Origin of the sequence: Thermocoleostomius sinensis A174, from assembly GCF_026802175.1 — a bacterium.
In the GTDB taxonomy this organism is placed as follows: domain Bacteria; phylum Cyanobacteriota; class Cyanobacteriia; order Elainellales; family Elainellaceae; genus Thermocoleostomius; species Thermocoleostomius sinensis.
The window spans coordinates 825,935-837,305 of sequence record NZ_CP113797.1 but is presented as its reverse complement, the minus strand read 5'-3'; the positions used below and the strand labels follow the sequence as shown (position 1 = coordinate 837,305).

General features: G+C 48.7%; 18 protein-coding genes. All 18 read right to left on the bottom strand.

What is annotated here, in order from left to right:
• Positions 1 to 8: 8 nt before the first annotated feature.
• Positions 9 to 1,118 (bottom strand): peptide chain release factor 1, encoded by a 1,110-nt coding sequence (gene prfA, locus OXH18_RS03635; RefSeq protein ID WP_268611058.1) that lies wholly within the window; start codon positions 1,116 to 1,118, stop codon positions 9 to 11.
• A 108-nt stretch (positions 1,119 to 1,226) separates the two neighbouring features.
• Positions 1,227 to 1,469 carry a 50S ribosomal protein L31 gene (gene rpmE, locus OXH18_RS03630; protein WP_268611057.1) on the bottom strand — a complete coding sequence of 81 codons (243 nt, stop codon included), beginning with the start codon at positions 1,467 to 1,469 and terminating at the stop codon, positions 1,227 to 1,229.
• 140 nt (positions 1,470 to 1,609) lie between these two features.
• The gene (gene rpsI / locus OXH18_RS03625; protein WP_268611056.1) at positions 1,610 to 2,023 is read right to left on the bottom strand and encodes a 30S ribosomal protein S9; all 414 of its coding nucleotides are present in this window, start codon (positions 2,021 to 2,023) and stop codon (positions 1,610 to 1,612) included.
• Complete coding sequence (rplM, locus tag OXH18_RS03620; RefSeq protein WP_268611055.1) at positions 2,023 to 2,478, bottom strand: 50S ribosomal protein L13; 456 nt, start codon at positions 2,476 to 2,478, stop codon at positions 2,023 to 2,025. Before rplM ends, rpsI begins: the two co-directional genes overlap by 1 nt.
• Positions 2,479 to 2,550: 72 nt before the next feature.
• Positions 2,551 to 3,453: a tRNA pseudouridine(38-40) synthase TruA gene (gene truA / locus OXH18_RS03615; RefSeq protein ID WP_268611054.1), complete on the bottom strand. Its 903-nt coding sequence runs from the start codon at positions 3,451 to 3,453 to the stop codon at positions 2,551 to 2,553.
• A 19-nt stretch (positions 3,454 to 3,472) separates the two neighbouring features.
• Positions 3,473 to 3,823 (bottom strand): 50S ribosomal protein L17, encoded by a 351-nt coding sequence (rplQ, locus tag OXH18_RS03610; RefSeq protein WP_268611053.1) that lies wholly within the window; start codon positions 3,821 to 3,823, stop codon positions 3,473 to 3,475.
• Positions 3,824 to 3,892: 69 nt separating this feature from the next.
• Entirely contained in the window at positions 3,893 to 4,843 is a 951-nt protein-coding gene (locus tag OXH18_RS03605) for a DNA-directed RNA polymerase subunit alpha (protein ID WP_268611052.1), read from the bottom strand.
• A 109-nt stretch (positions 4,844 to 4,952) separates the two neighbouring features.
• A complete protein-coding gene (rpsK, locus tag OXH18_RS03600) occupies positions 4,953 to 5,348 on the bottom strand; it encodes a 30S ribosomal protein S11 (protein WP_268611051.1) in 396 nt (131 codons plus the stop codon).
• 198 nt (positions 5,349 to 5,546) lie between these two features.
• A complete protein-coding gene (rpsM, locus tag OXH18_RS03595) occupies positions 5,547 to 5,927 on the bottom strand; it encodes a 30S ribosomal protein S13 (RefSeq protein ID WP_268611050.1) in 381 nt (126 codons plus the stop codon).
• 104 nt (positions 5,928 to 6,031) lie between these two features.
• A complete protein-coding gene (rpmJ, locus tag OXH18_RS03590; protein WP_071782548.1) occupies positions 6,032 to 6,145 on the bottom strand; it encodes a 50S ribosomal protein L36 in 114 nt (37 codons plus the stop codon).
• A gap of 141 nt (positions 6,146 to 6,286) precedes the next feature.
• Positions 6,287 to 6,511 carry a translation initiation factor IF-1 gene (gene infA / locus OXH18_RS03585; protein WP_036002386.1) on the bottom strand — a complete coding sequence of 75 codons (225 nt, stop codon included), beginning with the start codon at positions 6,509 to 6,511 and terminating at the stop codon, positions 6,287 to 6,289.
• A 307-nt stretch (positions 6,512 to 6,818) separates the two neighbouring features.
• Positions 6,819 to 7,379 carry an adenylate kinase gene (locus OXH18_RS03580; protein ID WP_268611049.1) on the bottom strand — a complete coding sequence of 187 codons (561 nt, stop codon included), beginning with the start codon at positions 7,377 to 7,379 and terminating at the stop codon, positions 6,819 to 6,821.
• Positions 7,379 to 8,692, bottom strand: coding sequence for a preprotein translocase subunit SecY (gene secY / locus OXH18_RS03575; RefSeq protein WP_268611048.1), 1,314 nt, complete (start codon positions 8,690 to 8,692; stop codon positions 7,379 to 7,381). Before secY ends, OXH18_RS03580 begins: the two co-directional genes overlap by 1 nt.
• 251 nt (positions 8,693 to 8,943) lie before the next feature.
• The gene (gene rplO, locus OXH18_RS03570; protein ID WP_268611047.1) at positions 8,944 to 9,390 is read right to left on the bottom strand and encodes a 50S ribosomal protein L15; all 447 of its coding nucleotides are present in this window, start codon (positions 9,388 to 9,390) and stop codon (positions 8,944 to 8,946) included.
• Positions 9,391 to 9,406: 16 nt separating this feature from the next.
• Entirely contained in the window at positions 9,407 to 9,928 is a 522-nt protein-coding gene (rpsE, locus tag OXH18_RS03565; protein WP_268611046.1) for a 30S ribosomal protein S5, read from the bottom strand.
• 35 nt (positions 9,929 to 9,963) lie between these two features.
• A complete protein-coding gene (gene rplR / locus OXH18_RS03560) occupies positions 9,964 to 10,326 on the bottom strand; it encodes a 50S ribosomal protein L18 (protein ID WP_268611045.1) in 363 nt (120 codons plus the stop codon).
• A 2-nt stretch (positions 10,327 to 10,328) separates the two neighbouring features.
• The gene (gene rplF / locus OXH18_RS03555) at positions 10,329 to 10,868 is read right to left on the bottom strand and encodes a 50S ribosomal protein L6 (protein ID WP_268611044.1); all 540 of its coding nucleotides are present in this window, start codon (positions 10,866 to 10,868) and stop codon (positions 10,329 to 10,331) included.
• Between the two features lie 80 nt (positions 10,869 to 10,948).
• Complete coding sequence (rpsH, locus tag OXH18_RS03550; RefSeq protein WP_268611043.1) at positions 10,949 to 11,350, bottom strand: 30S ribosomal protein S8; 402 nt, start codon at positions 11,348 to 11,350, stop codon at positions 10,949 to 10,951.
• Positions 11,351 to 11,371: the final 21 nt, after the last annotated feature.

The window sequence follows — 11,371 nt, the reverse complement described above, 5'->3', positions numbered from 1 at the left end:
AATCAGTGCTAAACAGAGGCGGCTCCCGACGTAGAAGCAGCGAGTTCTGCCAGGCGTTCCTGTTGATCTTGAGAGATGCAGGACTGAATGACCTCCTCGAGATCTCCTTCTAAGACGGGATTCAAAGTGAAGTTCTGTCCCAAGCGATGGTCAGTGACACGATTGTCTTTATAGTTGTAAGTGCGGATTTTCTCCGAACGCGAACCTGTACCCACTTGCGATCGGCGCATAGATGTTACTGCTTCTTGTTGTTCTCGCAGTTTCATCTCATAGAGTTTTGCTCGCAAAATTTGCATCGCCCGTTCACGGTTTTGCAGTTGCGATCGCTCCTCGGTACAGAAAATCCGGATGCCAGTGGGCTTGTGGAACAGATCCACAGCCGTCTCCACCTTGTTAACGTTTTGCCCGCCTGCTCCACCCGATCGAGCAGTGGTCAGTTCAATATCTTTGGGATCGATTTCAACTTCAACGTCATCCACTTCTGGCATCACGGCCACTGTCGCTGTGGATGTATGAACTCGTCCACCGGCCTCTGTAACTGGAACTCGTTGGACTCGGTGAACGCCCGCCTCAAACTTCAGTTTGCTGTAAACTTGGTCGCCTTGAATTTCCAGAATCGCTTCTTTGAAGCCACCCATATCCGCCAACGACTCACTCACTAGCTTCACGCGCCAGCCCTGGCTTTCGGCATAGCGAGAATACATGCGCACTAGATCCCCAGCCCAAATGCTCGCTTCATCGCCACCTGTACCAGCCCGAATTTCTAACATGATGTTTTTGTCATCGTTCGGATCGCGAGGCAACAGCAAAATCTTGAGACGATCTTCTAGGGATTCTAATTTCTCTTGCAACTCTTCAACTTCCAATGTTGCCATTTCTCGCAGTTCGGCATCACCACCTGCATCCCGAAGAATTTGTCGCGCCCCTTCCAAATCCTGCTGAGCTTTTTGCCAGTTTTCGTAGGTCATGACAGTCTCTTCCAATGCTGATCGCGCTTTCGCCACGCGCTGAAATTCAGTTGGATCAGTGGCAATATCTGGATCAGCGAGCCGCCGAGTCAGTTCATGAAACGTTTGCTCAACAGACTTTAATTTATCTAGTAAATAAGTCTCAGCCATAAAAGTAGCCTTGCAATAGAAATAGTCGGTATAGATGGCAAAAAGTCCAGCAATCAGCCTTTTCTATGTTCGAACGCTGACCGCTGAAACCGTCCAACACCGACCCCGCTATTTTTTAGCGTCAGACTTACCAGATTTACCGCTATCCATCATGCCATATTTCCGCAGGAAGCGCTCAACGCGGCCTTCAGTGTCGATGATTTTCTGGGTTCCAGTAAAGAAAGGATGATTACCCGACCACACATCTACATGAATTTCAGGCTTGGTTGAACCAACGGTCATTACAACTTCGCCATTGCAGTATACTTTTGCTTCCGGATACCACTCCGGATGAATTCCAGATTTTGCCATGATGATTGATTGTCAAAACGAGTTGAACTGTATTGCTGATCTGTAGTGAGCAGATCAGGGCTATCCATTGTTACCACTTACTCATCGAAGTCACACATCGATCGCAAGCTAACAATGCTAACAGCCTATCCATCACAATTTTAGCGCTTAGAGAACTGCGGCGCCTTACGAGCTTTATGCAAGCCATACTTCTTGCGCTCTTTTGCCCGTGGATCTCGCGTTAAGTAGCCTTCTACTTTCAACGGCTTGCGATTGTCAGGGTCGAGTTGGCACAGTGCCCGAGCAACACCCAAGCGAATAGAATCGGCTTGTCCAGTTAATCCCCCACCGCTAACCGTGACCAAAATGTCGTACTCGGTCTCTAGTCCTAGGGTCTCTAGGGGGGCTTTTGCCGCCGACAAGTAGGTAGGGTTAAACTGAAGATAGAGATCGCCAGGTTTACCGTTAATCAACAATTGCCCATTTCCAGGTACCAGCCGGACGCGGGCAACAGCCGATTTGCGGCGCCCTGTACCTTGGTACATGACTCGATCGGTTCTTTCAATGGCTTGCATTAGCGTTCACCTCCAGGAATAGTGTTAATGGTCAGAGTTTCAGGTTGTTGGGCTTGATGGGGATGGTCAGGCCCTGCATAGACTTTCAGCTTTGTAAACAACTGGCGTCCCAGCGAGTTTTTAGGCAACATTCCTTTCACAGCTTGCTCTACAATGCGTTCGGGTAAGCGAGCCTGTAGCTGAGTAAAGGTTTCAGTTTTCATGCCGCCTGGGCGCCCTGAATGGCGACGATAGAGCTTTTGAGAACGTTTCTTGCCAGTTACGGCCACCTTTTCGGCATTGATAATAATGACAAAATCCCCAGTATCCATGTGAGGGGTAAAGGTGGGTTTATTCTTGCCGCGTAGAATCATTGCCACTTCGCTGGCCAATCGACCAAGGCGTTGATTTTCAGCATCTACAACGTACCATTTCCGCTCTAGTGACTCCTGCGGAGGGAGATAGGTCTTATTCATGAGTCGTGTCCTCAATGACGCAGTATCAGTAATTTATTAGTAACGCTTGAAATGATTAGAGGAAGGAGAGAATTAGCTACAAATTGGCTCCATGCAGGGGGGTAACAGAAATTGAGGTTGGCTATCATACCAGATGGTTCGGGGGAAGGGAAACTCTGGATAGCCGACTCGCAACAAACAAAGTCCTTGGGGAGGAGCTGCATACCTCACTAAGTCCCGTCGCTGTTGTTGCCAAATGTCTGTGAACGATGCTGGCGATCGATCCCCAGTTCCTACCTCAATTAACAACCCCACCAGCAACCGCACCATGCCATATAAGAAGCCACTTGCCTGGATCTCAATTTGTATGAAAGAACCACGCCGCACACATTCAGCCGCTTGAATTTCAACCCAAGAATGCGGACGTTTAGACCCAGCCCGATGAAACGCCGCCAAATGATGACGACCAATCAAGGGAGTTAACGCTTCCTGCATCAAATACTCATTGAGCGGTTGATAGTAGTGCCAAACAAACGGACGAACAAACAAGTTTGGTCGAGCTTCCGTAAAAATAGTGTACCGGTAGCGTCGCCATGACGCTGAAAACCGAGCGTGCCAACTTGAATCTACCGCCGCTGCCGCCCGAATCACAATATCTGGAGGTAAGCGGCTATTGAGAATATCTGTCCAGCGATACGCCGGAATGTGACTGGGGGCTTCAAAGTGAGCCACTTGTGCCGCCGCATGCACTCCGGCATCAGTTCGTCCAGCTCCATGGAGTGTTACAGGGCGATCGAGCATTGAAGCAATAGCCCGCTCAATTTCCTCTTGTACAGTCCGCTGATGCAGTTGTCGTTGCCAACCATGAAACTGCGTGCCCAAGTATTGAATCACTAGGGCTACCCGCTGTGACTGCACTGACAGGTTCCGATCGCCAACGCGGTTGGATTCGGAAAGCGTGTCAGAGGATGGCAGTGGCTCAAACAAATTAGACATGCCAGAGGTTAGGTATCAATCAGGTTAGCTCAATGATGGCCATCTCAGCATTGTCGCCTCGGCGATTCACGGTTCGATAGATCCGCGTGTAACCTCCATTGCGATCGCCATAGCGCTCGTTCACTTGCGCAAACAGCGTATGAACAAGTTCTTTGTCATAGAGATAGCCTAAAGCACGACGGCGAGACGCTAACGACCCATCTTTAGCCAACGAAATCATTCGTTCAGCCTCAACTCGCACGGCCTTAGCCCGCGCATGGGTCGTTGTAATGCTGCCATTTCGAATCAATTCGGTAGTAAGCGCCCTTAGGAGGGCCTTGCGCTGATCAGCAGGCTTACCTAATTGTGGGACACGACAACGGTGACGCATAGCAGTACAAAATGAGTGATAAACAACAGTGAAGCAATCGACAGCTGAGCGCCTCAGCGAAGCATCGATTTAGGGACTAGGACGAGAAGACTTGTCATGGGGTAATGTGATCCCCAAGCGGTCTTGTAGGGCTTGAATGACTTCTTCCGCTGATTTTGCACCAAAGTTTTTGATCTCTAGCAGATCTTCCTGCGTATAATCCAATAGATCTGCTACCGAATTAATCTGCGCCCGCTTCAAGCAGTTGTAGGCTCGAACCGAAAGCTGTAACTCTTCGATCGGAATTTGGTTGGTGGGGTCTTCGGCTCCCTCATCTGGGAAATCTTGATCGGTGAAATCAACTTCTCGCAAAGGATCAAACAAATCCACCAAGATCTTCGCCGCTTGACTTAGTGCTTCTTGAGGGGTAAGGCTGCCATTCGTCCAGACTTCCATAATTAAGCGATCTTTTTCTAAAGAACCGCCAACCCGAGCATTTTCAACGCTGTAGTTCACTTTGCGAACTGGCATAAAGATCGAGTCAATTTGCAGAAAGTCTAGCGCCGACGTTTCATCTCGGCCTCGCTCAATCGCCCGATAGCCAACCCCCTTCTCAATGCGAAATTCCATCTCCAAGGTTGAACCTGCCGACAACGTCGCGATGTACTGATCTGGGTTAATGGCTTCCACTTCAGAAGGCAACTCGAAATAGCCTGCCGTAACCGTAGCCGGCCCTTCTACTCGCAAGCGACCAATCTGTGGCTGTGTCGAATAACTCTTCAACACTACTTCCTTCATGTTCAAAAGAATGTCTAGCACATCCTCCCGGACACCTGGAATAGTCATGAATTCATGAGTGACACCAGCAATTCGCACCGCCGTAATGGCAGCGCCTTCCAGATTAGAAAGCAAAACACGCCGTAGCGCATTGCCAACCGTGATGCCTTGTCCCCGCTCTAACGGCTCTAATACAAATTTACTATACGAACTCCGATCATCACTTGTATCAGACTCTATGCACTCAACTTGAAACTGTGCCACAGTCCAACCTCCCTTTTCCTTCGCCCCGTATGGTGGTGACCTAGACTGTCAACAATAACCTTGCTTTGCTCGATCCGCTTCCCAGTCTATGTAAAGAAGCGGGCAAGGATTAAACTCGTCGCCGCTTTGGTGGGCGACAACCATTGTGAGGAATCGGAGTCACGTCTCGAATCAAAGTGATCTCTAAGCCAGCACCTTGTAACGCCCGAATTGCAGTTTCCCGTCCAGAACCCGGCCCGCTGACCATAACTTCAATTTGGCGCATTCCCTGATCGGTTGCGCGGCGGGCTGCATTTTCTGCGGCGGTTTGAGCAGCAAACGGGGTTCCTTTTTTCGCCCCCTTGAACCCACTTGAACCAGCCGAAGCCCATGAAATTGCTTCACCATTAGCATCGGTGATGGTAACGATTGTGTTGTTGAAGGTGGATTGAATGTGCGCGACCCCATTTGGTACGTTACGTTTGGTTTTTTTTGCTCCAGTTTTTTTGCCTGTTTGTCGTGCCATGTTTAGTTCATCTCAGCTAAAGGTTAGAGTAAGTATTTCAACACAACGAAGCTTCTTGGTGGCAGAATCCGCGATCGAGCTAGCTCTTAGCAGGAATTGAAGATCCTAAAATTTCTAATCAAATTGCTGCCTAAACTGTTTAAACAGTCTGAGACAGCAGCCAACTCTGGGTTGACTGCTGCAACGCAGTGGCCATATCTACTTCTTCGTTGCCTTCTTCTTGCCAGCAACAGTTCGCCGTCCACCTCGACGGGTGCGAGCGTTAGTACGAGTTCGCTGACCTCGAACAGGAAGACCCATGCGATGGCGCCGCCCCCGATAGGTCCCAATGTCCATCAATCGCTTGATGTTCATGGATTCCCATCGGCGTAAATCTCCCTCCACCTGATAGTCACTTTCGATCGTCTCTCTCAGGGAGGCAACCTCTGCATCACTCAAATCCTTGACGCGGGTGTCGGGGTTGATGCCAGTCTTGGCTAAGACTTCTTTCGACCTCGTCAATCCAATTCCGTAGATATACGTTAGACCTATCTCAACACGCTTATCCCGTGGAAGGTCTACTCCGGCGATTCGTGCCACTCTTTCAATCTCTCCAGCTTTGCTTTCCTTGACAGTTCTGACTTAAATTAGAGCAACCAACCGATGTCTCGCCATTGATTGCTATGCCGCACTCAGCCTATGAGTTAACCTTGACGCTGCTTGTGCTTAGGGTTTGAACAGATCACCATCACTCGACCACGACGGCGAATGACGCGACACTTTTCACAAATTTTGCGAACGGATGCCCGGACTTTCATGTCCAAAAGTATAAAGACTACAAAAGTAATATGATAGCAGTTTCAATTTATAAATGCAAGTTTTAACAGCAGATTGCTGACTTCCGCAGCATGAACAACTTTGCCCGGAAGTGTCAGCGATAGAGTGGAATCGATCTCGCCTTACTTTTTGCGCAGTCGGTAGGTAATACGCCCCTTAGTCAAATCGTAGGGAGTCAATTCTACCTTAACTCGATCGCCAGGCAGAATCTTGATGTAATTGCGACGAATTTTGCCAGAAATATGAGCAAGCACGTTAAACCCATTATCTAGATCAACGCGAAACATCGCATTCGGCAAGGAGTCCGTTACAGTTCCTTCCATTTCAATCAAATCTTGTTTAGACAAGGCAGTGTTCCTCAACGACAAATGAAACTACAAACAACTAGGCACTGACAGACGATCAAATAGACAAGCAAAACCGAAGCAGATCAACTGATGGATAAAGGTTTGGTCAAGCTTTGTGAAGGTTGGCTGATGTTATGCGCACCTTTTCAAACAGTTTTTCTTGTCGATACATCTTTATACAGCCTAACAAATGTTTATAACAACGGTCGGAGCCGTCAATTCGCAAAAATGACCAGAAAAGTAGCGAAAAAACAAGGGAACTTGGACTGGTTGACTCACCATCAAATTCCCCATAGCTAATGTATAGTTACTGGTTGGAATGAACGATTTGATCCAGTGCCGCAGAGACAGTTTCAATCGACTGATTGCCATCGACAGAAACCAGCTTATTGCGCTCTCGATAAAAGTCGATCAGCGGAGCCGTTTGCTCTCGATAGACAGACAAACGGTTGCGGATAACTTCTTCTGTATCATCTTTGCGCCCCCGACCCAACAAGCGTTCCACTAACACTTCATCAGGGACATCAAAATTGACCACCCAATCGCATGACTGATGCAAGTCATTCAACAGATCATCTAAAAAGGTGGCTTGGGTGACAGTGCGGGGAAAGCCATCTAAAATCCAACCGGCTTTGACATCGTCGTAGCCAAGTCGATCGCGCACCATCTCCAGAATCAAATGATCTGGAACCAGTTCCCCCTTATCCATATAGGCTTGCGCTTTTTCTCCCAGTTCCGTTTTTAGCGCCACCGCCGTGCGCAGAATGTCTCCGGTCGAAATGTGAGGAATTTGCTGTGCTTGGGCCAAGGCATAGGCTTGAGTGCCTTTACCGGCTCCTGGAGGCCCCAGGAAGATCAATCGTGTCACTATTGTTTCACCATCCCTTCATAGCGTTGAGAAATTACATAGGTTTGGATTTGCTTGGCAGTATCGATCGCCACACCCACTAAAATCAACAGCGAGGTCGCTCCAAACCCCTGAAATGTTGTGACACGTGTTGCACCCTCAACCGCCGTTGGAATGATAGCTACCAGTCCCAAGAAGATAGCACCCAGGAAGGTTAAACGATTTAGCACTCGCTCTAAATACTCACTGGTGGCTTTACCAGGTCGAATACCCGGAATACTGGCTCCCATCTTCTTCAGGTTCTGCGCCATATCAACTGGATTAACGACCAGCGATGCATAGAAATAGCTAAAGAATAGAATTAATGCTAAATACACCGCGACATAAAGCCATCCACCCGGCCGTAAGTACTGAATGGCTCTGGCTAAAATTTCGTTATTTGGTAGAAAATTCAGCAATGTTAAAGGAAGAAAAAGCACCGCAGAGGCAAAAATGATTGGCATGACGCCTCCCTGATTCAGACGTAGCGGCAAATAACTGCTTTTTTCTAAGTAAAGTCGTCGTCCCACCTGTCGCCGAGCGGAAATAATTGGAATCCGGCGGGTGCCCTCCTGCACAAACACGATCCCGACAATCATTGCCAGGAACACCAGAATTAGAATAATTACTCCTGCGACCAAGCTACGGTTCGCGTTGCTCTGAACTTGGTCAATTGTGGCTCCAATTGACGCAGGCAAGGTGGAAACAATACTGACGAAAATCAGCAGCGAAGCACCATTGCCAATCCCTCGTTCTGTGATTAATTCACCAACCCACATAACAAACATCGACCCTGCTGTCAAAGCCAGGGCGACCTTGGCGATAAACACTGGTCCAGGATTAATTGCATAATTATTGACCAGAATACTGATGCCAATGCTCTGGATGATTGCCCATCCTAGTGCCACATAGCGGGTAATCTGAGAAATTTTTCGTCGCCCCGCTTCACCTTCATTCTTTTGTAGGTCTTCAAGACTAGGAATAGCCGCTGCCATTAACTGCATAATAATAGACGCATTGATATAGGGCAGGATTCCTAATGCAAAGATACCCAGTGCAGAGATTCCACCGCCAGCCAAAATGTCTAAAAATCCAATCAAACTACCAAAATTACTGCTTTGGATGGCTTGACGAAATTCAGCCCGATCGATACCTGGCACTGGAATATAAATGCCCAACCGCACGAGAATTAACATGCCAATAGTGACCAGCAACCGACCTCGAAGACCAGCTGCTTGAGCCATCTGGACAAACGTTTCTTGTGCTGTTGGAGCCTTATCTCGACTGACAACCATAATAGGGATACCTCGATGCGTAGTGGCAATCACATAGCACTAATGGAAAATCCGCTCACAAATTCAGCGAACTGTTGAGCGCTGATGACACTAAGACGGGATGAACTGAATTGTGGAACCGGATTAGTGCAGACTCCAATATTGTTTAGTGTAATATTCTTATCCCCCATAACAACAACACAGGCTAACACTCAAGCAATGAGATTAACCTGTTGGTTTAGAGATAAATTAGGAAGCGCCACTGAAATCAACTAATTAATCACCTCACAACTGCCGCCTGCGGCTTCAATTTTAGTGCGGGCCGAAGCGGTAAAAGCGGCTGCTTGCACCTTCAGCGGAACAGTAAGCTCTCCATTGCCTAAGATTTTCAATGGACCGTCGTTTGTTGTGACAATGCCAGCCTCCATTAAGGTAGCCAAGTTCACTTCAGTATCTGCTTCAAGCGAAGCCAGATCCTCGACGTTGATCAAGGTGTACTGAGTTCGATTTACGATCGGGAAGTGCTTTAGCTTAGGAATACGACGGTAGAGGGGCATTTGTCCGCCTTCAAACCCAGGGCGAGTCGGTCGTCCAGAACGAGACTTTTGACCACGCATTCCAAAGCCACAGCTTGCACCTTGTCCTGCGGCAATTCCCCGTCCAACACGGCGACGGCGTTTCTGAGAGCCTTTTTTAGGTAAAGCGTCTTGTAATCTCATGGGTTTCACTTAGTTCCTATGCATACAGGTTTTCAAGCGGGATGCCACGCTCTTCAGCAACATCAGAAAAAGTCCGCAATGACGCTAGGGCATTAGCAGCCGCTCTAGCATTGTTTAAGGGATTATCTGAGCCAAGCTGTTTTGCCAAAATGTTGCGAACGCCAGCTAACTCTAGCACTGTACGAACGGCTCCGCCCGCAATTACTCCTGTACCGGGTGCGGCTGGGCGCATCATCACCTTAGCCCCTCCCCCTGCTCCACTGACCGGATGGGGAATGGAATTGGCTTTAGTTAACGGCACAGTCACCAGATGTTTTTTGCCATCCACAACCCCTTTACGAACAGCCCCAATCACATCACTGGCTTTGCCAACACCTACGCCAACTTGACCACGTTCGTTGCCGACCACCACGATTGCTCGGAAACTGAGCTTTTTACCGCCTTTAACAACTTTTGTAACTCGCCGGATCTGTACGACCCGCTCTTGCCAATCAGCTTCTTTTTCTTTGGTTTTGTTGCCCTTGCGACGATTCGCCATCCTTTTACTCCTTTCTCCTTAGCGGCTTCACGTTGTTAGAAATCTAATCCACCTTCTCGAGCAGCGTCTGCCAGCATTTTGATGCGACCGTGATAGAGCTTTCCACCCCGATCGAATACAACTTGCTGAATGCCTTGAGCGATCGCTCGCTCTGCAATCAACTTACCTACCCTAGCAGATGCTTCACAGTTTGCTCCGGTTTCAATTGTTGACCGCACATCTGCTTCCAATGTGGACGCCGCTGCCAAGGTGTGATGACGGCTATCGTCAATAATTTGGGCATAAATATGTTGGTTAGAACGAAAAACAGCCAGCCGGGGACGCTCCGCCGTACCAAAGACTTTGCGACGAATCCGACCATGCCGACGCCGGGTTGCTTCCTTGCGACTCAGTCTCATCTCTATTTCTTCCCTGCCTTTCCAGCCTTACGTCTGACAAACTCACCTGCATACCGGATTCCCTTGCCCTTGTACGGCTCAGGGGGACGCACAGCCCGAATTCGAGCAGAAAGATTGCCAACTAATTCCTTATCAATTCCTGAAACTACAACATTCGTGTTGTTTTCGACGGCCACCTGAATCCCTTGCGGAGGTTCAATCTGTACCGGGTGACTGTAGCCAACATTCAACACAAGATTTCGTCCTTGAACTTGTGCCCGATAGCCCACGCCTTGAATTTCCAAGCGTTTTTGAAAGCCGTTAGACACGCCTTCAACCATGTTGGCAACCAAGGTACGCGACAACCCATGGCGCTGACGAGCGACTCGGGAATCGTTGCGGCGATTAACAAAAAGCGTGCCGTCTTCCTGCACAACTTCCACTTCGGCGGGTAAGGTGCGGGATAGTTCTCCCTTGGGCCCTTTGACAGCTACGTGTTGACCATCAACCGTGACCGTCACTTTTTGGGGAATTGGGATAGGGCGCTTACCAATACGAGACATTCTTTTCTCTCCTAACTAAATATCAGCAGTTAGTTACTGTTACAGGGTTTACCACGCGAAGAACTAACGACCTTTTTGCCCTACCAGACGTAGCAAAGCACCTCTCCACCCAAGCCCTGCCGACGGGCATCGCGATCGGTCATAATACCGCTAGAGGTAGAAATAATGGCAATACCAATGCCACCCAAAACTCTAGGGAGTTCCTTCCGGTTTGAATACACTCGTAGCCCAGGTTTGCTGACGCGCTGTAACGCCGTAATGATAGGACGACGATTTCTGCCTTTATATTTGAGGGAAATTACCAGCATGCGCTTAGCTCCCTCTTCTCTCTCGCTAAAGTCTGTGATGAACCCTTCGTCGCGCAGAACTCTGGCAATGTTCTGAGTCATGCGAGTTGATGGTACTTCTGTGGTCTGGTGTCGCGCTAAATTTGCGTTACGAATGCGCGTTAACATATCTGCAATTGTGTCGTTAGCCGCCATAGTTTCCTCTTTGCGAAACTG

Coding starts and splice junctions, on each gene's coding strand:
- prfA (WP_268611058.1), bottom strand. CDS start 1,118: ATGGCTGAGACTTATTTACTAGATAAATTAAAGTCTGTTGAGCAAACG.
- rpmE (WP_268611057.1), bottom strand. CDS start 1,469: ATGGCAAAATCTGGAATTCATCCGGAGTGGTATCCGGAAGCAAAAGTA.
- rpsI (WP_268611056.1), bottom strand. CDS start 2,023: ATGCAAGCCATTGAAAGAACCGATCGAGTCATGTACCAAGGTACAGGG.
- rplM (WP_268611055.1), bottom strand. CDS start 2,478: ATGAATAAGACCTATCTCCCTCCGCAGGAGTCACTAGAGCGGAAATGG.
- truA (WP_268611054.1), bottom strand. CDS start 3,453: ATGTCTAATTTGTTTGAGCCACTGCCATCCTCTGACACGCTTTCCGAA.
- rplQ (WP_268611053.1), bottom strand. CDS start 3,823: ATGCGTCACCGTTGTCGTGTCCCACAATTAGGTAAGCCTGCTGATCAG.
- rpsK (WP_268611051.1), bottom strand. CDS start 5,348: ATGGCACGACAAACAGGCAAAAAAACTGGAGCAAAAAAAACCAAACGT.
- rpmJ (WP_071782548.1), bottom strand. CDS start 6,145: ATGAAAGTCCGGGCATCCGTTCGCAAAATTTGTGAAAAGTGTCGCGTC.
- secY (WP_268611048.1), bottom strand. CDS start 8,692: ATGGTTGTCAGTCGAGATAAGGCTCCAACAGCACAAGAAACGTTTGTC.
- rplO (WP_268611047.1), bottom strand. CDS start 9,390: ATGAGATTACAAGACGCTTTACCTAAAAAAGGCTCTCAGAAACGCCGT.
- rpsE (WP_268611046.1), bottom strand. CDS start 9,928: ATGGCGAATCGTCGCAAGGGCAACAAAACCAAAGAAAAAGAAGCTGAT.
- rplR (WP_268611045.1), bottom strand. CDS start 10,326: ATGAGACTGAGTCGCAAGGAAGCAACCCGGCGTCGGCATGGTCGGATT.
- rplF (WP_268611044.1), bottom strand. CDS start 10,868: ATGTCTCGTATTGGTAAGCGCCCTATCCCAATTCCCCAAAAAGTGACG.
- rpsH (WP_268611043.1), bottom strand. CDS start 11,350: ATGGCGGCTAACGACACAATTGCAGATATGTTAACGCGCATTCGTAAC.